Source organism: Methylopila musalis (assembly GCF_042679725.1).
Lineage (GTDB): Bacteria > Pseudomonadota > Alphaproteobacteria > Rhizobiales > Methylopilaceae > Methylopila > Methylopila musalis.
The window spans coordinates 1-23,121 of sequence record NZ_JBHTMX010000010.1; the positions used below are offsets into that span (position 1 = coordinate 1).

At 70.6% G+C, this 23,121-nt stretch carries 21 protein-coding genes; 7 read left to right on the forward strand and 14 right to left on the reverse strand.

Features of this window, described 5'->3' with window-relative positions; all coding sequences use genetic code 11:
* Positions 1-286: 286 nt before the first annotated feature.
* Complete coding sequence (gyrB, locus tag ACFQ4O_RS02970; protein ID WP_378774154.1) at positions 287-2,734, forward strand: DNA topoisomerase (ATP-hydrolyzing) subunit B; 2,448 nt, start codon at positions 287-289, stop codon at positions 2,732-2,734.
* A 90-nt stretch (positions 2,735-2,824) separates the two neighbouring features.
* On the opposite strand, the gene ACFQ4O_RS02975 is transcribed toward gyrB, so the two are convergent.
* Both ACFQ4O_RS02975 and ACFQ4O_RS02980 read right to left on the reverse strand, forming a co-directional pair.
* Positions 2,825-4,228 (reverse strand): RtcB family protein, encoded by a 1,404-nt coding sequence (locus ACFQ4O_RS02975; RefSeq protein ID WP_378774155.1) that lies wholly within the window; start codon positions 4,226-4,228, stop codon positions 2,825-2,827.
* Between the two features lie 323 nt (positions 4,229-4,551).
* Positions 4,552-5,436, reverse strand: coding sequence for a LysR family transcriptional regulator (locus ACFQ4O_RS02980; protein WP_378774156.1), 885 nt, complete (start codon positions 5,434-5,436; stop codon positions 4,552-4,554).
* A gap of 120 nt (positions 5,437-5,556) precedes the next feature.
* Between ACFQ4O_RS02980 and ACFQ4O_RS02985 the strand changes: the two genes are divergently transcribed.
* From ACFQ4O_RS02985 to ACFQ4O_RS02995, 3 genes are all read left to right on the forward strand, one after another.
* The gene (locus tag ACFQ4O_RS02985) at positions 5,557-6,216 is read left to right on the forward strand and encodes an SDR family oxidoreductase (RefSeq protein WP_378774157.1); all 660 of its coding nucleotides are present in this window, start codon (positions 5,557-5,559) and stop codon (positions 6,214-6,216) included.
* 8 nt (positions 6,217-6,224) lie between these two features.
* Entirely contained in the window at positions 6,225-6,779 is a 555-nt protein-coding gene (locus ACFQ4O_RS02990) for an ester cyclase (RefSeq protein WP_378774158.1), read from the forward strand.
* A gap of 88 nt (positions 6,780-6,867) precedes the next feature.
* Positions 6,868-7,230 carry an RNA repair transcriptional activator RtcR family protein gene (locus ACFQ4O_RS02995; protein ID WP_378774188.1) on the forward strand — a complete coding sequence of 121 codons (363 nt, stop codon included), beginning with the start codon at positions 6,868-6,870 and terminating at the stop codon, positions 7,228-7,230.
* 33 nt (positions 7,231-7,263) lie between these two features.
* On the opposite strand, the gene ACFQ4O_RS03000 is transcribed toward ACFQ4O_RS02995, so the two are convergent.
* The 5 genes from ACFQ4O_RS03000 to groES form a co-directional block, all read right to left on the reverse strand.
* Entirely contained in the window at positions 7,264-8,157 is an 894-nt protein-coding gene (locus ACFQ4O_RS03000) for a hypothetical protein (protein ID WP_378774159.1), read from the reverse strand.
* A complete protein-coding gene (locus ACFQ4O_RS03005; RefSeq protein ID WP_378774160.1) occupies positions 8,157-9,140 on the reverse strand; it encodes an SPFH domain-containing protein in 984 nt (327 codons plus the stop codon). Before ACFQ4O_RS03005 ends, ACFQ4O_RS03000 begins: the two co-directional genes overlap by 1 nt.
* 5 nt (positions 9,141-9,145) lie before the next feature.
* Complete coding sequence (locus ACFQ4O_RS03010) at positions 9,146-9,883, reverse strand: NUDIX hydrolase (RefSeq protein ID WP_378774161.1); 738 nt, start codon at positions 9,881-9,883, stop codon at positions 9,146-9,148.
* A gap of 181 nt (positions 9,884-10,064) precedes the next feature.
* Positions 10,065-11,702: a chaperonin GroEL gene (gene groL / locus ACFQ4O_RS03015; protein WP_378774162.1), complete on the reverse strand. Its 1,638-nt coding sequence runs from the start codon at positions 11,700-11,702 to the stop codon at positions 10,065-10,067.
* A gap of 99 nt (positions 11,703-11,801) precedes the next feature.
* Positions 11,802-12,089: a co-chaperone GroES gene (gene groES / locus ACFQ4O_RS03020; RefSeq protein ID WP_271202850.1), complete on the reverse strand. Its 288-nt coding sequence runs from the start codon at positions 12,087-12,089 to the stop codon at positions 11,802-11,804.
* 381 nt (positions 12,090-12,470) lie between these two features.
* Here groES and ACFQ4O_RS03025 point away from each other — a divergent pair, with 381 nt between their 5' ends.
* Entirely contained in the window at positions 12,471-12,908 is a 438-nt protein-coding gene (locus ACFQ4O_RS03025) for a MarR family winged helix-turn-helix transcriptional regulator (protein WP_378774163.1), read from the forward strand.
* 13 nt (positions 12,909-12,921) lie between these two features.
* On the opposite strand, the gene ACFQ4O_RS03030 is transcribed toward ACFQ4O_RS03025, so the two are convergent.
* Entirely contained in the window at positions 12,922-13,416 is a 495-nt protein-coding gene (locus tag ACFQ4O_RS03030; protein ID WP_378774164.1) for a GNAT family N-acetyltransferase, read from the reverse strand.
* A gap of 247 nt (positions 13,417-13,663) precedes the next feature.
* On the opposite strand from ACFQ4O_RS03030, the gene ACFQ4O_RS03035 reads away from it, so the two are divergent.
* Both ACFQ4O_RS03035 and ACFQ4O_RS03040 read left to right on the forward strand, forming a co-directional pair.
* A complete protein-coding gene (locus ACFQ4O_RS03035; RefSeq protein WP_378774165.1) occupies positions 13,664-14,569 on the forward strand; it encodes a L,D-transpeptidase in 906 nt (301 codons plus the stop codon).
* Between the two features lie 172 nt (positions 14,570-14,741).
* The gene (locus ACFQ4O_RS03040) at positions 14,742-17,561 is read left to right on the forward strand and encodes a [protein-PII] uridylyltransferase (RefSeq protein ID WP_378774166.1); all 2,820 of its coding nucleotides are present in this window, start codon (positions 14,742-14,744) and stop codon (positions 17,559-17,561) included.
* A 33-nt stretch (positions 17,562-17,594) separates the two neighbouring features.
* On the opposite strand, the gene ACFQ4O_RS03045 is transcribed toward ACFQ4O_RS03040, so the two are convergent.
* The 6 genes from ACFQ4O_RS03045 to ACFQ4O_RS03070 all read right to left on the reverse strand — a co-directional run bounded on the left by ACFQ4O_RS03045 (position 17,595) and on the right by ACFQ4O_RS03070 (position 23,026).
* Positions 17,595-18,422, reverse strand: coding sequence for a TrmH family RNA methyltransferase (locus tag ACFQ4O_RS03045; RefSeq protein ID WP_378774167.1), 828 nt, complete (start codon positions 18,420-18,422; stop codon positions 17,595-17,597).
* A gap of 109 nt (positions 18,423-18,531) precedes the next feature.
* A complete protein-coding gene (locus ACFQ4O_RS03050; protein ID WP_378774168.1) occupies positions 18,532-20,343 on the reverse strand; it encodes an ABC-F family ATP-binding cassette domain-containing protein in 1,812 nt (603 codons plus the stop codon).
* 51 nt (positions 20,344-20,394) lie between these two features.
* Positions 20,395-21,747, reverse strand: coding sequence for a histidine kinase dimerization/phosphoacceptor domain -containing protein (locus ACFQ4O_RS03055; RefSeq protein WP_378774169.1), 1,353 nt, complete (start codon positions 21,745-21,747; stop codon positions 20,395-20,397).
* A gap of 50 nt (positions 21,748-21,797) precedes the next feature.
* Positions 21,798-22,352 (reverse strand): sigma-70 family RNA polymerase sigma factor, encoded by a 555-nt coding sequence (locus ACFQ4O_RS03060; protein ID WP_378774170.1) that lies wholly within the window; start codon positions 22,350-22,352, stop codon positions 21,798-21,800.
* Complete coding sequence (locus ACFQ4O_RS03065) at positions 22,349-22,561, reverse strand: NepR family anti-sigma factor (RefSeq protein ID WP_378774171.1); 213 nt, start codon at positions 22,559-22,561, stop codon at positions 22,349-22,351. The genes ACFQ4O_RS03060 and ACFQ4O_RS03065 overlap by 4 nt, the downstream gene beginning before the upstream one ends.
* Positions 22,562-22,705: 144 nt before the next feature.
* The gene (locus ACFQ4O_RS03070; protein ID WP_378774172.1) at positions 22,706-23,026 is read right to left on the reverse strand and encodes a hypothetical protein; all 321 of its coding nucleotides are present in this window, start codon (positions 23,024-23,026) and stop codon (positions 22,706-22,708) included.
* Between the last annotated feature and the right edge of the window lie 95 nt (positions 23,027-23,121).

A 23,121-nucleotide genomic window follows, 5' to 3' on the forward strand; every position in this document is an offset into this window, starting at 1 on the left:
CGGCGCCTGCTCAACCGCGTCTCCGGCGCCACCATGGGCGCGGCGGCGGCGGGCGTCGCCGCGAGCTGACGTCGGCCGGCCGCGCGCCCTCATTTTCCAGACGGTGGAAAGCGGCCGGCGGCTCGCGGAAATCCGCCCGCGAAGCTCGCTTTCGCCATGGTCTTTGGCTAAAAAGAGCGATCCGCGCCCGTTGATTCCGGGCGCCCGTCGCTGCCGCTCGCCTGAGCCTTCGCCGGCCCCGCCGCCGTTCCCCGCGCGGCCGGGCCCACCGCGAGGAGACCTGACCATGACCGACCACTCCGCAAACGGCGGCGCCGAGGACTACGGCGCGGATTCCATCCGCGTGCTCAAGGGGCTGGACGCCGTGCGCAAGCGGCCGGGCATGTACATCGGCGACACCGACGACGGCTCGGGCCTGCACCACATGGTCTACGAGGTGGTGGACAACGCCATCGACGAGGCGCTGGCCGGCTGGGCCGACCTCGTGACCGTGACGCTGAACCCGGACGGCTCCTGCACCGTGACCGACAACGGCCGCGGCATCCCGGTCGGCATCCATGCGGAGGAGGGGGTCTCGGCGGCCGAGGTCATCATGACCCAGCTGCACGCGGGCGGTAAGTTCGACCAGAACTCATACAAGGTGTCCGGCGGCCTGCACGGCGTCGGCGTCTCGGTGGTGAACGCGCTGTCGGTCAAGCTCGCCTTGCGCATCTGGCGCGACGACAAGGCCCACGAGATGTCCTTCACCCACGGCGTGGCGGACGCCCCTCTCGCCGTCACCGGCGCGGCCGCCGGCAAGCGCGGCACCGAGGTGACCTTCCTGCCCCACACCGGCGACGCCGAGAGCAAGGCCACCTTTACCGGCGTGATCGAATTCGACTACGCCACGCTGGAGCACCGCCTGCGCGAGCTCGCCTTCCTGAACTCGGGAGTGCGCATCGTGCTCACCGACGCCCGCGGCGTGGAGCCGAAGCGCGAGGAGCTGTTCTACGAGGGCGGCGTCGAGGCCTTCGTGCGCTATCTCGACCGCGCCAAGCAGCCGCTGCTCCAGAACCCCGTGGTGCTGCGGGCGGAGAAGGACGGCATCGGCGTCGAGGTGGCGCTGTGGTGGAACGACAGCTACCACGAGAACGTGCTGTGCTTCACCAACAACATCCCCCAGCGGGACGGCGGCACCCATCTCGCGGGCCTGCGCGCGGCGCTCACCCGGCAGGTGAACGGCTACGCCGAGTCGTCCGGCGTGCTGAAGAAGGAGAAGGTCTCGCTCACCGGCGACGACGCCCGCGAGGGCCTGACCTGCGTGCTCTCCGTCAAGGTGCCGGATCCGAAGTTCTCGTCCCAGACCAAGGACAAGCTGGTGTCGTCCGAGGTGCGGCCGGCGGTGGAGAATCTGGTCAACGAGGCGCTGGGCGTCTGGTTCGAGGAGCACCCGAACGAGGGCCGCACCATCGTGCAGAAGGTCGCCGAGGCCGCGGCTGCCCGCGAGGCCGCCCGCAAGGCGCGGGAGCTCACCCGCCGCAAGGGCGCGCTCGACATCGCCTCGCTGCCGGGCAAGCTCGCCGACTGTCAGGAGCGCGATCCGGCCAAGTCCGAGCTGTTTCTGGTCGAGGGCGACTCCGCCGGCGGCTCCGCCAAGCAGGGCCGCGACCGCGCCTTCCAGGCGGTGCTGCCGTTGCGCGGCAAAATCCTGAACGTGGAGCGGGCGCGCTTCGATAAGATGCTGTCCAGCCAGGAGATCGGCACGCTGATCACCGCGCTTGGCACCGGCATCGGGCGCGAGGAGTTCAACGTCGACAAGCTGCGCTACCACAAGATCATCATCATGACGGACGCCGACGTGGACGGCAGCCACATCCGCACGCTGCTGCTCACGTTCTTCTTTCGCCAGATGCCGGAGCTGCTGGAGCGCGGCCACATCTACATCGCCCAGCCGCCGCTCTACAAAGTCACCCGCGGCCGCTCCGAGCAGTATCTGAAGGACGAGCGCGCGCTCGAGGACTACCTGATCGGGACCGGTCTCGACGGCGTGTCGCTGAAGCTCGCGGACGGCGAGGTGCGCTCCGGCGCGGACCTGCGCGCCGTGGTGGACGAAGCGCGCCAGATCCGCGCGCTGCTGGGCGGGCTGCACTCGCGCTACCGGCGCACGGTGGTGGAGCAGGCGGCGATCGCCGGCGCGCTTGGCGCGGACATCCTGCGCAACCCGGACGAGGCGCAGGGCATGGCGGACGACGTGGCCCGCCGGCTCGACGCGCTGGCGGAGGAGACCGAGCGCGGCTGGACGGGGACCGCGAGCGAGGAGGGCTTCACCTTCGCCCGCACCGTGCGCGGCGTGCGGGAGGCCGCGACCATCGACGCGGCGCTGATCGCCACCGCCGACGCCCGCCGGCTGGACGAGCACGCGGAGACGCTGCGGGCGATCTACGGCGCGACGCCGCACCTGCTGCGCAAGGACGACGCCACCGCCGTCCACGGCCCCTCCGCGCTGGTGGAGGGCGTGCTCGCCGCCGGCCGCAAAGGCCTGACGCTGCAGCGCTACAAGGGCCTCGGCGAGATGAACCCGGACCAGCTGTGGGAGACCACGCTCGACATCAACGTCCGCTCGCTGCTGCAGGTGAAGGTGAAGGAGGTCGATGAGGCCGACGACATCTTCACCAAGCTGATGGGCGACGTGGTGGAGCCCCGCCGCGAGTTCATCCAGGACAACGCCCTCACCGTCGCCAACCTCGACGTGTGAGTGGGCGGACCCCGGTCCGTCGGTCCGCGTCTCCGGCGCCGTAAGACGGCGTCGAAGACGTTTGCCGTTTGCCCGACCGGAGTGCTCGTTTCATCCGACGCTGTCGGCTTGCGTGTCGCGCGCGGCCTTCGTCCTGCGCCACGGCGCGTTGGCCTGCCAGTCGCCCGCCATGATGCAGCCGATCGGCTCCACCGTGTCCACCACATCGCAAAGGCCGAACGCGGCGATCTGCGCGCGCACCGTGTCGGCGTTCTTGTAGGCGGCCGGAAGCTCCGAGGCGTCGGGGATCCCGCTGAAGAAGCGCGCGTCGATCCGCTGGCGGATGGCGGCGAGTTGGTCGGCCGGCGTCTCGGTCTGGGCCCTCAGGAACGCCGAGCGGCTGAAGTTGCGCCCGGCGCCGTGAGGCGCGAAGCCGAGACCATTCGGCGCGTTCCGCCCGCGGGTGATCAGGATCGGCTCGCCCATGTTGAGCGGCGTCAGCGTCAGGCCGCTGTCGTCGGCGCTGAAGCCGTCATAGGCCGGCGTCGCGCCCTTGGCGTGGTAGAACAGGCCGTCGGTCCGGCGGAAGACGAAGTTGTGCTCGTTCCAGAACCGATCGACCGGCTTCAGCCCGAGCGCCTCGGCCACGAGGTCGTGGATGGCGTAATGGTTCGCCTTGGTCCACAGCCGGATGATCTGCAGCGCCTCCCAATAGGCTTCGCCCTCCGGGGTGTCGGCTTCGATCCAGGCGTTGTGGCTCGGCGTCTCGGGCGACACCGCGCGCCGCGTCGCCTCGGCCGCCGCCATGCCGGCCTTGTAGAGCAGCGCCCCCGGCTTGCGCGAGCCGTGATGGGTGACGAGCGTCACCTCGCCGGTCGAGGCGCGGCGGCCCACGGAGAAGAAGTGGTTGCCGTCGCCCTGGGTGGCGAAATGCTCGATCGCGGCCGAGGTGACCGTCTTCAGGAACGGGTTCGCCTCCATCGCCTGAAGGATCTCGGCCGGGGGCCGGATCTGCGCGCCGCGCGGCCGTCCGCCGCCGCCGAAATGGGACAGCGTCATGCCTGCGTCGAGAAGCGCGGTCGGGTCGGCGTTGGCGAAGGAGGTCAGCGCCATCGAGCAGCAGATGTCGGCGGAGTGGAAGCCCGGATGGATGGCGTTCTCGGTCGCGACCACGCCGCCTACGGGGATCGTGCCCGGCGCGCGGCCGGCGGGGCAGGCGTCCGGCATCACCGCGCCGGCGCGGACCGTCGGCACGCGCATCAGCTCGGCCATATGCGCCTCCACATTGGCGATGTTCGCCGCGTCGCCGTCGTTCTCGGCGCGGATGTTGAGGTGGTAGGGCAGGGCGCCCGGCGCGCTCATTGCGCGCTGCGGGCGCTGCTTCGGAGCACGCGCAGCAGCGGCCGCGCGCGGGTCCTCGCCGCGCTCGGCCGCCGCCTGCGCGGCGGCGATCCCCTCGGCGAACCAGGGGCCGGGGGCGAAGCCCCAGTCGATGAGCGTTTTTCCAGTGATCATGGCGCGTCTCCTTACGCGTCGTGTCCGCGCGTTTCATTCGGCAAGGTCGCGGCGACAAGTGAGGGCGCGGGACATCTTTGAGCTACCCGGTCTCCCGGGGGCGGATATGAGCCGCCGACCTCCCGCCGTGTCCGGCGGACGCTCTACCTGTAGTCCCGCTGGCGTTCGCCGCGCCCGCGATCGAGGGCGGAGGCCGTGACGACAAGTTCGACGAAACGTCTGGCGCGGGCCACCTTGCGGCAGCCGCTCGCCCCTGCTCTATCCGCTGAGCTACGGGCCCATGATGGCGGGCCCGGCTGGACGCGGATGAGCACTATAGCTCTCTAACGCCGCATCGCTTCCGCCATGGCGTCGAGGAAGGCGCGCAGCTTGCGGGGTTGATGGTGGCGGCTGGCGAACAGAGCGACGATGGGCATCGCGCCGCCGCTCCAGCCGGGCAGCACCTGCTCAAGCCGTCCGGCGGCGAGGTCGTCACCCATGTCGACGACCGACTTCATCATGACGCCGTGTCCGGCGAGGCACCAGTCGTGGAGCGCGTCACCATTGTCGACGCGCAGGCGTGGGGTGGCCGCGATCGTCGCGGTCGCATCGTGGGGACCGTGCAGCATCCAGGGCGCGATGCCGTCGCCGTATCGCAGGAAGGTGTGAGCGGGGAGGTCGTCCGGCGTTCGCGGCCGGCCCCGGCGATCGAGATAAGCGGGCGAGGCCGCCAGCACGCGGCGATTGTCGGCGAGCTTGAGCATGGTCGCGCTCGTATCGCCGAGGCCGCCGATGCGGATCGCGACGTCGAACGTGCCGCCGCCGACATCGACCAGCCGGTCGTCGAGCGACAGCACGGCATCGAGCCGGGGATGGCGCTCGACCAGCGCGGCCAGCACCGGCGCGACGTGGCGGCGGCCGAACGAGACCGGAGCCGTGACCCGCAGAGTGCCTATGGGCTCGTCCCGGCCGGTGGCGAGCTTCTCCTCGGCCTCGTCAAGCTCTTCCAACACGCGGTCGAGATGGGCGAAGAGCGCCAGCCCTTCGTCGGTCGGGGACAGGGTGCGCGTCGTGCGGTTGACCAGCCGCAAGCCGACGCGCCTCTCCAGCGTGGACAATCGCTTGCTAACCACCGCGAGGCTGACGCCGAGCGCTCGCCCGGCAGCGGAGAGGGAACCAGCCGCGATGATGGCCCTCAGCGTCCGCAGTTCGTTGAGATCGTCTAACATTGTCAAACGCCGGTTGAGGCACAATCGTCCGATTGCGCTCTTCTTCGCCGGATCTCAACGCCTACCTCGACGTTCGAGGGCGCGATCCGTCGCGTGACAGCAATCGAGGAGATCCTGAGGATGGTCGAGTTGAAGAACAAGCGCGTGCTGGTGGTCGGCGCATCGGGAGGGATCGGCGGGGCTGCCGCTGACGCTTTCAGTGCGGCTGGCGCAGACGTCGCGCGCCCGGGCCGCGATGAGCTGGACCTGCTGGACGACACGAGGATCGCAGCCTTTTTCGGAAGCCAGGCGCCGTTCGACCACGTCGTGATCGCCGCCGCTGCGACGAAGACCGGTTCGGTCGCCAGGCTCGCGGAGGCGGATGCCGAGGCCGCGATGAACTCCAAGTTTTTCGGCGCCTATCGCGTGGCGAAGGCTGCGAAGATCAACGATGGCGGCTCGCTGACCTTTGTTTCCGGCTTCCTTTCGACGCGGCCGAGCGCCTCCTCGGTGCTGCAAGGCGCGATCAACGCGGCGCTGGAGGCTCTGGCACGCGGGCTCGCCCTGGAGAGGGCGCCGGTCCGCGTGAACGCCGTCTCGCCGGGCCTTGTCGATACGAAGCTCTGGAGCGGCATGGCGGAAGCCGACCGGCAGGCGATGTTCGAGGGCGCCGCCAAGCGGCTGCCCGTCCGCCGCGTCGGCCGGGCGGAGGACATCGCGCAGGCGATCCTGTTCGTCGCCACCAATTCCTTCGTCACCGGCGCCACCGTCACGGTGGATGGCGGCGGCACGATCGCGTGAGGGGGCCGATGATGCGTGCTTTTCCGATCGCCCTTGCAGCGCTGGCGCTGCTCTCGCTCTCCGGCCCGTCGCTCGCCGCGCCGGTCGACGATCATGCCGCGGTAGCGCTCGCCCGTCCGCAGGAGCTGATCGTCGACAAGAGCCTGTCAGGCGCCTCCGTCGCGGCGATGCTGAAGCCGGTCGACGCCTTCTACGGCTTCTGGAACAACGGCAGCCAAGCGCTGCTCGACCAGGCCATCGCGCCGACCTTCACCGACCATACCCTGCCGCCCGGCCGGCCGCAGGGGCCGCAAGGTCCGGCGGCGGCGAGCAAGGCGTTTCTTGCCGCCGTGCCCGATCTCAAGGTCGCAGTGGTGCAGCGGCTGGTGGTGGGCGACCGGGTGGTGAGCCACCTGCGCTTCACCGGCCATTTCACCGGGGACTTCATGGGGACGGCGGGCAAGGGCCAGCCGATCGACTTCATCGCCACCGACATCCTGCGGGTGACAGGCGGCCGGATCACCGACAACTGGCATCTGGAGGACAATCTGACCTTCATGAAACAGATCGGACTGGCGCGATGATGAAGCTTGTCGCGCTGGCCGCCATGGTGGCGTCGGCCTCGCCCGGGCCTACCCGTTCGACACGGACGCCGAGGACTCTTTCGTCAACATCACCACCGGCGCCCATGTGGCGCAGATCTGCTGGTTCCTGCTGATCGAGGCGCGGTTCGTGCCGGCGAAGATCCTGCAGCTGTCTCCGCCGCGGCGGGAGCGGGGCGACGTTCCGCCCACCGGCTCCTGCGCGATCATCGACATCGACCTGTCGCGCTACGACGCGGATCGCGACCCGCTTCCACCGGGACCGGGACGACGCCGCGTCTGCCGCCGGGAGCCGACGGCGAGCGCCGCCGGGCGCGCGCTGTTCGCCGCGAGCCGGATGAAGAAGGCGAGCGCCAACGACGCCGACCGGCTGCGGAAGTATCTGGCGCGCTTCGGGCTGGACTGGGCTGCGGTGCGGGCGTCCGCGGCGTGAGGCCGCCCGGCCGCGGCCCGCGGTCCGGACGCGTCAGCCGGTGACGAGCCGCAGCGTCTGGGCGGCCGGGCCGATGGTCACGCCGCGCCCCCAGTCGAAGGCCATGAAGTCCTGCTCGATGCCGTCGGCGAAGATGACGCCGCCCTCGTTCATGCGCGAGATCACCGCCAGCCTTTCCTTCTGGAGCTTGCCGACGCGCAGCGTCGTGCCGGTGGCGACGCTCGGGAACGGCTCGCGCACGAAGAAGGCCACCGCCCGTTCCTGCGGATCGAGCGGCACCGGCGTGCGCGTCGCCTCCATGATCGAGCGTGCCCAGCCGGTGGCGCCGGTGCCCGAGGCCACGATCAGCCCGCTCGAGGACTGGTCCTCGGCGGCGCCGGCGCAGGCGATGCGGTAGCGCGCCGACTGGTGGCTGTGGTGGCCGACGAACACCTCGTTCAGCGCCAGCAGCCGCTCGCCGGTGTCGAGCCGCGCCTCCACCATGGTGCGGCGTTCGACCGGCGCGGCGCCCGCGACGCTTGCGGGCAGCAGCGGCGCGAAGCGGGCGAGGGTGACGCGCGCCAGCACGCCGTCATAGAGGTCGGGCGCCGGATTCAGGCCGAGCACCGGCTGGCCGTCGAGATATTTGGCGACGTTCGCCACCAGCCCGTCCTGCCCCACGACGACGATCACGTCCTCGGGGCCGAACTGGAAGCGGTCGAGGTCGGCGCGGCCCACGGCCGCCTGCCGCCAGTCGCCCGGCGTCGCCGCGCGGGCGGCGTGCAGCGTCGCGTGCATCTGGCGGTGGCGGTCCTCGACCAGGTCGATGTCCTGGCCGCGGGTCTCGAGGAAGAACTTGGCCTGCCCGCGCGTGGCGTGACGCGCGAGCAGCCGTTCGTAGTCGGTCTCCCGGGTGACGAAGACCGCGCGGGGCGCGTTGGTCGCCATCAGCGCGCCGGCAGGCTGGCCGTGTCCGGACGGAGCCCGCCCAGCACGGTGGCGAGCAGGTCCGGCGTCACGTTCAGGTGCTCGATCGTGTCCAGCTTGCCGGCGAGCTCGCGGGCGGCCAAGCCCAGCAGCACGCCGGGCGGCAGGTCGCGGTAGATCGCCATCCGCGCCAGTTCGGCCTCGGCCTTCGCGCTCTCGACGATGCGGATGCGCTCCGCTTCGGCCGAGGCCTCCACCTGCTGGGCCTCGGCGAGGCCGGCCGCGCGGTTGCGGGCGTTCTCCGCCTCCTGGGTGATCAGCAGCGTCTCGCGGCGGGCCAGTTCGGTGCGGTTGGCGAGTTCGTTCTCGGCGATCGCGCGCTCCTTCTCCACCGCGAGCGCCCGGCGTTCGAACACGGACTGGTCCGCCTTCTGCTGCAGCGCCTCGAAGGTCGGCGTCTGCAGCGCCCGCTCGAGCTCGCTCGACGGGGCGAGGTTGGTGAGCCGGATGGCCGCGACCGCGATGCCGATCTCGCCCAGCGCCGGGTTCGCCGCCAGCGCCGCCTCCAGCTGGCGGCGGAGCGGTTCGGGCCCGGCGTCGAGCAGCGCCCGCACCGGCGCCTGCGCCAGATATTGCAGCGTCGCCTGATTGACGAGGCCGGCGATGCGGGTCTCGATCTGCTGGATCGGCTCGCTCTTGTGCGCGCCGGTCGCGAGGCTGAGGCTGAAGTCGACGCGGGAGGCCAGCACCTCCGGGTCCACCACCCGCCAGGTCAGCGCGCCCTGGATCGCGATGCTCTGGAAGTCCTGGCTGCGGCCTTTGACGAACACGGTCATCTCGCGGTCGTCCATCGGCAGTTCGGCGATGCTGGCGGTTTCGGGGTTGAACCAGAACACCAGTCCGCGCCCGCTTTTGCGGACCCGGCCGTTGCGGTAGCGGATGACGTGGTTGCTCGCGTCGCTCCGCAGCTGGGCGACGAACCCGAGGCTTCTGATCGAGGCCATGTGGATCACTCCTGTGTCTGTGGGTTGGGGCGGAGCCGGTACAGCTCGGCCGGGCGGAAGGAGGCGCCGGTCTCACGTTCGCCGGTCGCCTCCAGCCGGCCGGCGTCGAGCATCCGGCGGCGGAAAGCGGGTTTGTTCAGCGTGACGCCGAGGATCGCCTCGTGGACGTCCTGCAGCGCGCGCAGGGTGAAGCGCTCGGGCAGCAGCGCAAAGGCGACGCCCGAATAGTCGAGCTTGCCGCGCAGCCGCAGCATCGCGAGGCCGAGCATCTCGGCGTGGTCGAAGGCGAGCGGCAGCGTCTCGCCGTCCGTGGAGCGCGCCTCCACCGGGCCGCCGGTCTCCCCGGACCACGGCGTCACCAGCTCGGCGAGCGTCAGGTCCGGCGCGGCCTTCAAGGCGGCTGCGAAACGGTCGGCCGGCAGCAGCGCGAAATAGGCCACGCTGACGATCCGCGTGCGGGGATCGCGATCGACGGCGCCGAAGGTGTAGAGCTGCTCCACATAGGCGTCGGTCATCCGCGCCTTCGCCGCGAGCACCCGCCGCGCCGCGGCGTCGAGGCTCTCGTCGCCGCGGACGAACCCGCCGGGCAGCGACCAGCGCCCGAGATGGGGATGGGCGTCGCGGCGCAGCAGCAGGGCGGCCGGCCGGCGATCGACCACGCTCATCAGGATCAGGTCGACCGTGACCGACAGCCGCTCGTAGCCGCTCGCGTCATAGGCCTCCAGGAACTCCGCCTCGGTCATCCGTCACCTATATATCTATCGTGCGTCTAACTAAGACGCAAAATGAATATATGTCAAGCGCGGACGCGAGCGGCGTTTCAGGCGAGGGCTGCGGCCGGCGGGAGGGCAGGGCGCTGCGCGAACGAAAAAAGGCCCCGGATCGCTCCGGGGCCTTCGCGTTTCAAGCCGTGTGAGGGCTGGATCAGAAGTCCATGCCGCCCATGCCGCCGCCCGGCATCGACGGAGCGCCGCTGTCCTTCTTCGGCAGCTCGGCGACCATGGCCTCGGTGGTGATCAGCAGGGACGCGACCGAAGCGGCGTCCTGGAGGGCGGTGCGCACGACCTTGGTCGGGTCGACGATGCCGGCCTCGATCATGTCGACGTACTCTTCCGTCTGGGCGTTGAAGCCGGCGGTGGCGGAGGCGTTCTCCAGCAGCTTGCCGACGACGATCGAGCCCTCGACGCCCGCGTTGGCCGAGATCTGACGGATCGGGGCCTCGAGCGCCTTCAGCACGATGTTCACGCCCGCCTGGATGTCCGCGTTGTCGAACTTCAGGTCGGCGATCACCTTCTTGGAGCGCAGCAGAGCGGTGCCGCCGCCCGGAACGATGCCTTCCTCGACCGCCGCGCGGGTGGCGTTGAGGGCGTCGTCGATGCGGTCCTTCTTTTCCTTGACCTCGATCTCGGTCGCGCCGCCGACGCGGATGACGGCCACGCCGCCAGCCAGCTTGGCGAGACGCTCCTGGAGCTTCTCACGGTCGTAGTCGGAGGTGGTCTCTTCGATCTGGGCCTTGATCTGGGCGACGCGGCCTTCGATCGAGTCCTTCTCGCCGGAGCCGTCCACGATCGTGGTCTTTTCCTTCTCGAGCACGACCTTCTTGGCGCGGCCGAGCATGTCGAGGGTGACGTTCTCGAGCTTGATGCCGAGATCCTCGGAGATGACCTGGCCGTTGGTCAGGATCGCGATGTCCTCGAGCATGGCCTTGCGACGGTCGCCGAAGCCCGGCGCCTTCACGGCCGCGACCTTCAGGCCGCCGCGGAGCTTGTTGACGACGAGCGTGGCGAGCGCCTCGCCCTCGATGTCCTCGGCGATGATGACGAGCGGCTTGCCCGACTGCACCACGGCCTCGAGCACCGGCAGGATCGCCTGCAGGCCGGAGAGCTTCTTCTCGTGGATGAGGATATACGGATCCTCGAGCTCGGCGATCATCTTCTCGGCGTTGGTCACGAAGTACGGCGACAGGTAGCCGCGATCGAACTGCATGCCCTCGACGACTTCGAGCTCGGTCTCGAAGCTCTTGGCTTCCTCGACCGTGATGACGCCCTCGTTGCCGACCTTCTGCATGGCGCTGGCGATCATCTCGCCGACTTCCTTGTCGCCGTTCGCAGAGATCGTGCCGACCTGCGCCACTTCGGCGGAGGTGGCGATCTTCTTGGACGAGGCCTTGAGGTGCTCGATCACCTTGGCGACGGCCTGATCGACGCCGCGCTTCAGGTCCATCGGGTTCATGCCGGCGGCCACCGACTTGGCGCCCTCGCGGACGATCGCCTGGGCGAGCACGGTCGCGGTGGTGGTGCCGTCGCCGGCGAGGTCGTTGGTCTTCGAGGCCACTTCGCGCACCATCTGGGCGCCCATGTTCTCGAACTTGTCCTCGAGCTCGATCTCCTTGGCGACGGTGACGCCGTCCTTGGTGATGCGCGGAGCGCCGAAGGACTTCTCGATCACGACGTTACGACCCTTCGGGCCGAGCGTGACCTTCACCGCGTTGGCGAGGATGTCGACGCCGCGCAGCATCTTGTCGCGCGCGTCGGCGGAAAAACGTACGTCTTTCGCAGCCATGTGAGTGCTCCCTTGAGCGATGTGTCAGGTTCGATCCGGCCGGCCGCGGCGCCGTTCAGGCGCGGGCCCCGCCGGGCGTGAACGAAAGGTCGAAAAGCCTCAGGCGATGACGCCGAGGATGTCCGACTCCTTCATGATGAGCAGGTCTTCGCCGTCGATCTTGACCTCGGTGCCCGACCACTTGCCGAACAGGATCTTGTCGCCGGACTTCACGTCGAGAGCGACGATCTTGCCGTTCTCGTCACGGGCGCCGGCGCCGACGGCGACGACTTCGCCTTCCTGCGGCTTTTCCTTGGCGGTATCCGGAATGATGATGCCGCCCTTGGACTTCTCTTCGGCGGTCAGGCGGCGGACGACCACGCGGTCGTGCAGCGGACGAAATGCCATAGGTGAATTCCTCTCGAGCGCTTGCGGAGACGCTTCGCGATCCAAATGTACCCTCCGGCGTCTTGGCGCCGGCGCGTTAGCACTCTCATCGGAAGAGCGCTAACAGCCGGCGAGATACGAACGACGCCCCGCGCTGTCAAGGACGCCGCGACCGAGGCTCCGCGTTTTTTTGCGCTGCGAAGAGGCTTGGGGAGCCGGTTTCCGCAACAGTCGATCGGTGGCGAGCCAGCCTGCTCGCGGAAACGGCGGCGCGTCGTCTGGCGTGGATATCCGACCCGCATGTCGCGGGTGTGGCGGGTCCGCTGACGCAATGCGTCCGGCGGAGGGCGCGCCTGCGTCAAAATCCTTGATTTCGGTCGGAATTTGGCGCGATCCTGCCTCATGGCGACGAGAGACGAGATTCTCGACATCCACACCATGTGCGCGTGCTCGCACACCCGCATGGCCGCCCGCGCCGTGACGCGTTTCTACGACGACGCCTTGCGGCCGTCCGGGCTGAAGGGCACGCAGTTCGTGCTGCTCGCCGCCATCGAGGCCGACGAGGCGGGCTCGATCACCGATCTCGCCGATCGGATCGAGATCGAGCGCACCACGCTGGTGCGCAATCTCCAGTTGCTGCGGAAAGAAGGTCTCGTCATGCCCGAGAAGGGCGTGAACGGCCGCCGCAAGCCCACCCTGACCCAGAAGGGGCGCGAAGCGCTCGACGCCGCGCTGCCGCTGTGGCGCGTCGCGCAAGGGGAGATCGAGCGCCGGCTGGGCTACGGCTCGTGGCAGGTCACGCGCCGCAGGCTCGGCGAGCTGCGCAAGGCGGTCGGCTGAAACAATCCGAACGTCAGGCCGCGGCGGCGACGTCGCGGGCGTAATGCCGCGTCAGCGCGTTCGAGCCGTCGTGCCGGGCGCGCGTGCCGGGCAGGCGCACGAAACCGTGCCGCAGCAGGAACCGGATCGCGCCGGTGAAGCGCGTGTCGATCCAGGCGGTGAGGCGCACGGCGCTCGAGGCGGCGGCGAAGGCGTCGGCGCCGGCGAGAAGCGCCAGCGCGAAGCCCTGGCCCCGGACCGAGGGCGCGAGGAACAGCGCTTCGATCTCGAACTCCTGCGGCCGCACATGGGCCGCGACGCCGAGCGCGCCGACGAGCGCGCCGCTCGCGTCCGCCATAACCCACAGCCGGCCGCCGCGGCCGGCGAAGCCGCTGGCGGGGGCGGCGAAGGCCGGGCCGAAGCTCTCGACGCCGTCGTTCTCGGCGTGCTCGGCCAGCGTCGCCTCGGCGAGACGGATCAGTTCAGGCCCGTCCGCGTCGACGGCCTCCCGGATCAGGACCTCGGTCATGGTCGTCTCCCGCACGCCGGCCGGTTCGGCCGCAGGGGCCGTTCTGTCACGGCGAAAAAGGGGTGACAAGCGCAGGGCCGGAGTGTCGCCCGCGTGCGACAGGAGAGGCGCGACCGTTCGGAGCCCGCCGCCGCGGACCCCTTTTCGCCATGGTCGGCGCGGAAGGCTCACGCAGTCGTTCATGCAACGTAAGGCTCTGGCGCCGTTTAATCGTGGCCGTCCCGGCCGTTCGAGGAGTGTGAAACCCGTGTCTGTCTTCCGCCTCGCGCCGCTCGCCGCGCTCGCCGTCGCGCTGCTCGCCCCGTCGGGCGCGGCCTTCGCCCAGACGCGCGTCATCGAGGCGCCGGACTATGTGCGCCGCGACCGCTCCGAGGCCCGGGTGGTCGAGCGCTACGTCTATGACGACGAGCCGCGGGTGATCCGCCGCTCGTCCCGGGGCGACCGCTTCATCCAGGACATGTTCGAGGACGAGCCCGTCTATCGCCAGCCGCGGCGGATCCCGTCCGCGCGCGAGCGGGCCTCGGTCGAGCGCGGCTACGGGAGCGACGAGTGGCGCGGCCGGTCGTACCGCCGCTACTACGAGGAGGATTACGGCGACGCCTATGGCGACCCGTACGAGGCCCGCCCGCCGCAGGTGCGGCAGGTCCAGCCGCGTTACGCCGGGCCGCCGTCCGGCGCCGGCGCCGCGCCCCAGACCCGCCGGGGCCTCGATCCGAAATTCGCCCGCACCACGGTGCCCTATCGCGGCGCGGAGGAGCCGGGCACCATCGTCATCAACACCTCCGAGCGCTTCCTCTATCTCGTGCAGGCGGACGGCACGGCGATCCGCTACGGCGTCGGCGTGGGCAAGGAAGGCTTCTCCTGGAAGGGCGTCGAGACCATCTCCAGCAAGCGCGAGTGGCCGGACTGGCGCCCGCCGGCGGAAATGCGCCAGCGCCGCCCCGAACTGCCGGTGTTCATGGCCGGCGGCCCCAACAACCCTCTCGGCGCCCGCGCGCTCTATCTCGGCTCGACGCTCTATCGCATCCACGGCTCCAACGAGCCGTGGTCTATCGGCCGCGCGGTGTCCTCCGGCTGCATCCGCATGACCAACGAGGACGTGACGGACCTCTACGAGCGGGTCGGCGTCGGGACCCGGGTCAAGGTCATGTGAGCGGCTCCGGACCCCGCCGCCGCGCGATCGGCGGCGAGGGCCGATCCTCTTGGCGGCCGACAGCCTTAGCGTCGCCACGTGACGCGGGCGCGTTCCTTGCCTACATACGGCCGTCGCGCCGACGGCGCATCTCCGGTCCTTCGGGCCGCCACATCGGAACCGTCTCCGGCCCATGTCCGCACTCCGTCCGCCCGCGCGCGCCGCGCGCGCCGCCCGTGAACTCTGCGACGAGACGGCGCTCGCCGCCGATTTCGCCGCCATCTCCGCCGCCCGACGGGGCGACAGCGGCAAGCGGCACGCGGAGGTCGTCGCGCGGGTGAAGCAGGCCCTGGCCGATGGCCGGGCGCTGGCCCGGACCTGGCTGCTGGAGGACAAGGGCGGCGCGCTGTGCGCGGCGCGGCTGTCGGGCCTGATGGACGCGGTCATCCGCGCGCTGTTCCAGCACGCCACCACCGATCTCTACCCGCGCCAGAACCCGTCGTCGGGCGAGCGCCTGTCGGTCGCGGCGGTGGGCGGCTACGGCCGGGGCGCCATGGCGCCGGGGTCGGACGTCGATCTCCTGTTCCTGCTGCCCTACAAGCAGACCGCCTGGGGCGAGAGCGTGGTCGAGGCCATGCTCTACGTGCTGTGGGACGCGGGGCTGAAGGTCGGCCACGCCACCCGCTCCGTGGACGAGTGCATCCGCCTCTCCAAGGCGGACATGACCATCCGCACCGCCGTGCTCGAAGCGCGCTTCGTGGTGGGCGACGAGGCGATCTTCCTCGACAAGATGCGCCGCTTCGACGCCGAGGTGGTGGAGGGCGCCGCCGCCGAATTCGCCGCCGCCAAGCTCGCCGAGCGCGACGAGCGGCTCGTCCGCTCCGGCGCCTCGCGCTATCTGGTGGAGCCCAACGTCAAGGAGGGCAAGGGCGGCCTGCGCGACCTGAACACGCTGTTCTGGATCGCGAAATACGTCTACCGCGTCCGCGACATCGAGGAGCTGGTCAAGGTCGGGCTGTTCTCCGCGGCGGAGCTGAAGCTGTTCCGCAAGTGCGAGGACTTCCTCTGGGCGGTGCGCTGCCATCTGCATTACATCACCGGCCGCGCGGAAGACCGGCTGTCCTTCGACCTGCAGCGCGAGATCGCGCTGGCGCTCGGCTACACCGAGCATCCGGGCCTGAAGGACGTCGAGCGCTTCATGAAGCACTACTTCCTGGTGGCGAAGGACGTGGGCGACCTGACCGCCATCCTCTGCCACGCGCTCGAGGAACGGCAGCAGAAGCCGAAGCCCCGGCTCGACCGGTTCCTGACCAAGCTGAAGCCCAAGCGCAAGCCGAAGGAGCTCGGGGACTTTGCAATCGAGTCCGACCGGCTCGACGTGATCGACGACACGGTGTTCGCCAAGGACCCGGTCAACCTGATCCGCTTCTTCCACATCGCCGACCGCAACCATCTGGCGCTGCATCCGGACGCGGTGCGGCTGGTGACGAAGTCGCTGAAGCTGATCGACGCGCGCCTGCGGGAGAGCCCGGAGGCGAACGCGCTCTTCATCGAGATCCTCACCTCCCGCCGCACGCCCGAGACCACGCTGCGGCGGATGAACGAGACCGGCGTGCTGGGCCGCTTCATCCCGGACTTCGGCAAGATCGTCGCGATGATGCAGTTCAACATGTACCACCACTACACGGTGGACGAGCATCTGCTGCGGTCGATCGGGGTGCTGTCGCAGATCGAGGGCGGCGACGCGCGGGAGATCCATCCGCTCGCGAGCGAGATCCTGCCCACGGTGCGCGACCGGGTCGCGCTCTACGTGGCGCTGTTCCTGCACGACATCGCCAAGGGGCGCCCCGAGGACCATTCGGTCGCCGGCGGCCGCATCGCCCGCCGGCTGTGCCCGCGCCTCGGCCTGAACGCCAACCAGACCGAGACGGTGGCCTGGCTGATCGAGCAGCACCTGACCATGTCGATCGTCGCCCAGTCGCGCGATCTCTCCGACCGACGCACCATCGCGGATTTCGCCAAGGTGGTGCAGTCGCCGGAGCGGCTGAAGCTGCTGCTGATCCTGACCATCTGCGACATCAAGGCGGTGGGGCCGGGCGTGTGGAACGGCTGGAAGGGCCAGCTGCTGCGCACGCTCTATTTCGAGACCGAGAACCTGCTCACGGGCGGCCGCTCCGACGGCGACCGCAACCGGCAGGTGGAGCGCGCGCAAGGCGAGGTGCGGGAGCGGCTGTCCGACTGGAGCGACCGGGCCTTCAAGGCCTACGCCAAGCGGCACTACCCCGCCTACTGGCTGCGCGAGGACGCCGACCGCGCCGTGGCGCACGCCCGCTTCATCGCGGCGGCTGACAAGGAGGACCGCAAGCTCGCCACCGACGTGACGACCGACGCCTTCCGCGGCGTGACCGAGCTGACCGTGCTGGCGCCCGACCATCCCCGCCTGCTCGCCATCATCGCGGGGGCTTGCGCGGCCGGCGGCGCCAACATCGTGGACGCCCACATCCACACCACCACCGACGGTTTCGCGCTGGACTCCATCGTCATCAGCCGGGCCTTCCCCCAGGACGACGACGAGCTGCGCCGGGGCGCCCGCATCGCCGAGAGCATCGAGAAGGCGCTGATCGGCGACATCTGGCTGCACGACATCGTGGAGAGCAAGGTGGCGAGCGGCCAGAAGGGCCGCAGCCGCGCCTTCCACGTGGAGCCGGAGGTGACGGTGACCAACGCGTGGTCGGACCGGCACACGGTGCTGGAGCTGGTGGGGCTGGACCGTCCGGGCCTGCTCTACGAGCTGACCACCGCGATCTCCAAGCTGAACCTCAACATCGTCTCCGCCCATGTGGCGACCTTCGGCGAGCGGGCGGTGGACGTGTTCTACGTCACCGACCTCACCGGGGCGAAGCTCGCCTCCACCGCGCGGCAGAACGCGGTGCGCCGCGCGCTGAAGGCCGCGCTGAGCGAGGACAAGGGTGCCGAGAAGGACAGCAAGGACAAGGCCCGCGCCAAAAAGTGACGCGGCCGGCGGCGTGACGCCGGCGGCCCGGCTTCAGGCGCCGGTCAGGCGGGAGCGGGTCGCGGCGTAGAGCGCGATGCCGCTGGTGGTGGCCACGTTCAGGCTGTCGAACCCGCCCGCCATGGCGATCCGCACGGTTGTCGCCCGCGCCATCAGGTCGGCGGAAAGGCCTGGCCCCTCGGCGCCGAGCAGCAGCGCCGTGCGGTCGGCGAGCGCCGCGTCCCCAAGCTCCTGCGCGCCGGCGGGGCTCAGCGCCAGCGTGTCGAAGCCCGCGCCGTCGAGCGCGTCGAGCAGGGCGGCCCCGGAGCCGCCGCGGGCGAAGGGCAGCACCAGGCTCGCGCCGACCGAGACCCGGATCGCCTTGCGGTAGAGCGGATCGCAGCAGGCGCCGTCCAGCAGCACCGCGTCGGCGCCGAAGGCGGCGGCGTTGCGGAAGATGCCGCCCACATTGTCGTGGTTGGAAACCCCCGACAGCGCCACCACCAGCGCCCGCTCCGGCAGGCGGGCGAGCAGGCCGGCCGCCGTCTCGGGCGCGGGCCGCCGCCCGATGGCGAGCACGCCGCGGTGGATGGGGAAGCCCACCACCGCGTCCATCACCTCCCGCCCGGCCACATAGACCGGAACGTGCCCCGGCAGCGCCGATAAGAGCTCCGACAGCGCGGCGACGCGGGCCTCGGCGATCAGCGCGCTCTCGGTCGTAAAGCGCGGCCCGGCGCCGCGCCCGCCCTCCACCAGCAGCCTGAGCACCACCTCGCCCTCGGCCACGAACCGCTCGCCATGGCCCACCACGTCGCGCTCTCGCACGGCGCGGTAGGGCGCGAGACAAGGGTCGTCGGGGTCGGTGACGGGGATCAGGGGCATGGGGCGTCGTGGGGGTGGCGCAGAACGACGCTCCGCAGGTCCCGCCGCGACGGACAGCGCGGCCGTAGCCAAACATCCTGCGACCGAAGACGGCTCCGCGTCGCCGGGCTCACCCCGCCAGCTCCTCCCGCAGCATTTCGAGCTCCAGCCAGCGCTCCTCGGAGGCGGCTTTCTCGGCCTCCGCCTTGGCGAGGTCGTCCGACGTCCTGGCGAAGGCCTTCGGGTCTTTGGCGTAGAGCTGCGGGTCGGCGAGCTTGGCCGCGAGTTTGGCGATCTCCCCCTCCAGCGTCTCGATCCGGGCGGGCAGGGTGTCCAGCGCGTGCTGGTCCTTGAAGGAGAGCTTGCGCTTTGGAGCCGCGGCGGCGGGCTGGCCGGCGCCGGCGGATTTCGGCTTCGCCTCGCCCTTCGCCGAGGGGCGGGCGTCCACGCCGCGGCCGCGCTGGGCGGCCATGTCGGCGTAGCCGCCGGCGTAGTCCTGCCAGCGGCCCTGACCCTCCGAGGCGATCACCGCGTTCACGGTGCGGTCGAGGAAGTCGCGGTCGTGGCTGACGAGGATGACCGTGCCGGGATAGTCGGCGATCATCTCCTGCAGCAGGTCCAGCGTCTCGAGGTCGAGATCGTTGGTCGGCTCGTCCAGTACCAGCAGGTTCGAGGGCTGCGCCAGCGCGCGGGCCAGCAGCAGCCGGCCGCGCTCGCCGCCCGACAGCGCGGACAGGGGCGAGCCCGCCTGTTCGGGACCGAACAGGAAGTCCTTCATGTAGGACACCACGTGCTTGGTCTGGCCGCCCACCTCCACCGTGTCGCCCCGGCCGTGGGTGAGCGCGTCGCGCAACGTCGTGGACGGGTCGAGGCTGGCGCGCTTCTGGTCGAGCGTCGCGATCTCCACGTTGGAGCCGACCCGCACCACGCCGGAGTCCGGCGCCAGCGCGCCGGTCAGCAGGTTGAGCAGCGTGGTCTTGCCCGCGCCGTTGGCGCCCACGAGCCCGATGCGGTCGCCCCGCGCGATGCGGGTGGAGAAGTCGCTCACGATGGTCCGGCCGTCGAAGGCCTTGGAGACGGTCTTGGCCTCGATCACCAGCGCGCCGGAGGTCTCGCCCTCGGACACGGTGAGCCGCACGCTGCCCTGCGGCCCGCGCTGGGACTTGCGCTTGGCGCGCAGATCGTCGAGCGCGCGCATGCGGCCCATGTTGCGCTTGCGCCGCGCGGTGACGCCGTAGCGCAGCCAGTCCTTCTCGCGCTCGATCTGCCGGTCGAGCTTGTGCCGATCCAGCTCCTCCTGCGCCAGCGTCTCGTCGCGCCAGGCCTCGAACGCGCCAAAACCCCGGTCGAGCTTGCGGGTGCGGCCGCGGTCGAGCCACAGCGTGGCGCGGGTCAGGTTCTCCAGGAACCGCCGGTCATGGCTGATGAGCACCAGCGCCGAGCGGGAGGACCGCAGCTCCGCCTCCAGCCACTCGATCGCCGGCAGGTCCAGATGGTTGGTGGGCTCGTCCAGCAGCAGGATGTCCGGCTCGGGCGCGAGCGTGCGGGCGAGCGCGGCGCGCCGCCCCTCGCCGCCTGACAGGGTTTTGGGGTCCTCGTCGCCGGTGAGGCCGAGCGATTCCAGCAGGTAGACCGCGCGGTGGCCGTCGTCGCCGGGGGCGAGGCCCGCCTCCACATAGGCGCGGGTGGTGGCGAAGCCGGACAGGTCCGGCTCCTGCGGCAGGTAGCGGATGGTGGCGCCCGGCTGCACGAAGCGGGAGCCGTCGTCCGCCTCCACCAGCCCCGCGGCGATCTTGAGCAGGGTGGACTTGCCCGAGCCGTTGCGGCCGACGAGGCCGAGCCGCTCGCCGGCCGACACCGCGATCTCGGCGCCGTCGAGCAGGGGGTGGCCGCCGAAGGTGAGGCGGATGTCCTTGAGGAGAAGAAGGGGAGGAGGAGCCATGGGCGAGGGTCATAAGCCGCGGGCCACGGCGCCCGCAAGGCGCATCGCGTCTCAGCGCGCGGCGGGCGGCTTCATGCCGATGGCGGGCTTGTCGAAGGTGAGCGCGACCCGGAAGCAGATCGCGCCCGCGCCATCGTCCTCGATCGGGCTGCCGAGCTGGTCGCCATAGGCGCGGATCAGGCGCATGGGCAGGCCGCTTTCGGGCCGCCAGGACGGAACCGGCGTCGACACGCAGATGACGGCGCGGCCCTCGTCGTCCGCTTTCGCGGAGACGGAAGCCGAGGTCGCCGCCGCGCTCGCCGCGTTCAGAAGCTCGGTGAGCAGCAAGGCGAGCGAGACGCCCCGGTCGAGATCGACCTCGCCGACCCGCTCCTCCGCCTCGACGTCCACGTCGAACGAACGGCCCGCGCCCACGTCGCGCGCCTGCACGGCCACGTCGCGGATCAGCGCGCCCACCTCCACATGGCCGATCTCGCCGCTGGCGTAGGAGGCCTTGTAGGCGGCGGCCATGGCGCGCACCCGGTCCTCAGGCGCGCGCAGCACGGCGGACAGCGACTGCGGCGCCTCCTGACGTTGCAGGGCGAGCAGGCTCGCGATCATCTGGAAGTTGTTCTTCACCCGGTGGTGAAGCTCGCGCAGCAGCGTGTCGCGCGCCACGACCGCCGCCTCTAGTTCGCCGGAGCGCTCGTGCACCCGCTGGGACATGCCGTCGAGCGCCGCGCCGAGCCGCGCCAGCTCCGCCGGCGCCTCGTCCAGCCGGGCGGCGCTCACGTCGAGCCGGCCGCCGTGATAGGCCTCCGCCGTCTCGCGCAGCAGCCGGATCCAGCGCAGCACGTAGCGCTCGATGCCGAACAGCACGAGGCCGACGCAGAGCAGCGTCATCAGGGCGGGAAGGCCAAGCGTTAGCAGAAGCCACTGGGTCTGGCTGCGGCCCATGAAGTCGAAGGGGGTTGCGGCCACCACCCTGGCGTCGCTGTTCGCGACCTCGGAGACGGCGTAGCGGTAGGCTTTGCCGTCCGCGCCGCGGCCCTTCAGGATGCGGTCGTCATCCGGCAGCCGCTTGTCGGGCAGCCCCTCGCGCGGAAGAAAGGCGCGGCCAAACTGCGGCTGCGCCTCTTCGGCGCGGATCTCGCCGGACGGCCCGACCAGCGCCACGCCGATCCGCGCCCGCGAGCCCCGGTCCTGGAAGATCGCCCTGACCGCTTCGTCCGACAGCGGGCCCGGAGTCGCGCCATAGGTCGCGGCGCGGGCGGCCACCAGCTCCGCCGCCTGCACCAGCCGGTCGCGGTCGGTCAGGTCGGCGGCCTGGAAGTCGCGCACCCCGAGCCACACCGCGAGCGCGATGACGGGCAGGTTCGCGGCGATAAGTAGGAGCGCCACATTGGCGCGCAGCGTCTTCAGCACGCGTCACCCTCGCCGAAGCGGCCGCCTCGCCGAAGCTTGCGCGCGGCGCATCACGACGGTCCCGAGCCGAGCGCCGCGCGCAGCGCGGGCTCGAGCCCGATGTCGTTCACGTCGAGGTTCAGTTTGCGGGTGAGCGCGTTGCGGGCGCGGTTGACCCGGCTCTTGACCGTTCCGACGGCGCAGTTGGCGATCTCGGCCGCCTCTTCATAGGAGAACTCCGCCGCGCCGATCAGGATCAGCGCCTCGCGCTGCTCGTCCGGCAGACTGGACAGCGCCTTCTGGAAGTCCGCGAGGTCCATGTGGCCGTTCTGCTGCGGCGGCACGGAGACTCGTTCGGCGAACATGCCGTCGGTGTCCTGCACCTCGCGCTTACGGCGCCGGATGTCGGAGATGTAGACGTTTCGCAGGATGGTGAAGAGCCATGCGCGCATGTTGGTGCCCTCGGTGAAGCTGCCGAGGTTGCGCCAAGCCTTGACGAGGGTCTCCTGCACCAGGTCGTCGGCCCGGTCGATCTGTCCGGACAGCGAGACCGCGAAGGCGCGAAGGCTCGGAATATGGACGAGAAGCTCGTCGCGCGGCGCCCGCGGGGGCGGGGCGTCGGTCATTGAGCACCGTTGGTCAGGAGATCATCCGTGTCGCCGTCGGCGGGCGCTTCGACCGACTGCTGCTTGCGGTCGAGCTCCGCGAGCAGGTCCAGAAAACGGTCCGGCACCGGCTGGTTCAGCACGTCCATATAGCCTGCGCGAAGCTGCCGGCCGATATGCGCCTGAATGTCCACGTCGATGCTGGAGGCGTCGGGTTTACGCTCAGTCATGTCCCACCTTCTGCGCGACGCCCAACTTCGGCCGGCGCACCCTCAGATAGCGCGCGAGCTGGGCGTGGCCAGTCCATTCCGCGGCGCGGAGCGTTCGCACCTCATACAATGGGACCGAACCGCTTCTTGACGATTTAACGACGCTCATTCCGCAGCGTTCGCAAGCGGAGACTGGGGGCTGAGCGGAATGGTCGCGTCGCGGGCGACCGTGGTGGTCCGCTGGCCGACGTCGTGGACATAAGCGCCGGGCGCGGCCGTCGACGACGCTGCGGCGACGGTCGGCGCGGCGAGCCGGTCGCCCTTGCCGCTGGAGACGGTCGCGCCGACGTCGAACGCCAGCGCCATGATGAGCAGCGCCGCGGCGGCGGTGGCGAGCGCCGCGACGACGGCCCCCGACGAGAGCGGCGCAGCGTTCACGCGCGACACGCGATAGGGGCGGTAGGAACCGTGAGTGACATAGGCCATGCTTCTGCCTCGCGTCCTGTGGGCACAGGCCGGCAAGCTCGGGACCGACGTCCTTCGCCCACCCAACGGCCTCGGGAACCCACCGCCTCGCCGGA